Raw genomic sequence first — 429 nt, 5'->3', positions numbered from 1 at the left:
TATCCAGAGCGTCAGCCCGGCGTCCATCGGGATGCGGTAGTCGCGTTCGAGTATCGCCGGCAGATAGGTCACGCCGAGACCGACGAGCGCGTTGACGACGATGCCGAGGTTCCCGCGGTCGAGGCCGATGAAGACGAGACCGACGAGGACGACCTGCATCGCCCGCGAGAGTTGGGACTGCCGTCGCTCGTCGATACGGAGGTGCGAGCGAATCTTCACGGCGACTCACCTCCCTCCGGCGCGCGGGAATCGCCGTCCGTCTCCGCCGCGTCCGAGAGCCCGGCTACCTCCGCCGCCTCCGACTCCTCGGCCATCTCCGCCACCTCCTCGGGGAGTCGCTCGCGCGACCCGGCCCGGCGGCGGAAGTAGTACTCGAACAGCAATCCGGCGAGGAGTCCGGCGACGGTGGCGGCGACGAAGTCCCACATC

The 429-nt window shown here is 69.0% G+C and carries 2 pseudogenes; both read right to left on the bottom strand.

What is annotated here, in order from left to right:
- Window positions 1-219: pseudogene (locus EXE48_RS18295) on the bottom strand (hypothetical protein); the annotation flags it as partial.
- Window positions 216-429, bottom strand: a pseudogene (locus EXE48_RS18290) (hypothetical protein); the annotation flags it as partial. The pseudogenes EXE48_RS18290 and EXE48_RS18295, both read right to left, overlap by 4 nt.

The sequence above is a fragment of the Halorubrum sp. ASP1 genome (genome assembly GCF_005435135.1).
Lineage (GTDB): Archaea > Halobacteriota > Halobacteria > Halobacteriales > Haloferacaceae > Halorubrum > Halorubrum tropicale.
The sequence above is the reverse complement of the archived record's forward strand: the minus strand, read 5'-3'. Positions and strand labels throughout refer to the sequence as shown.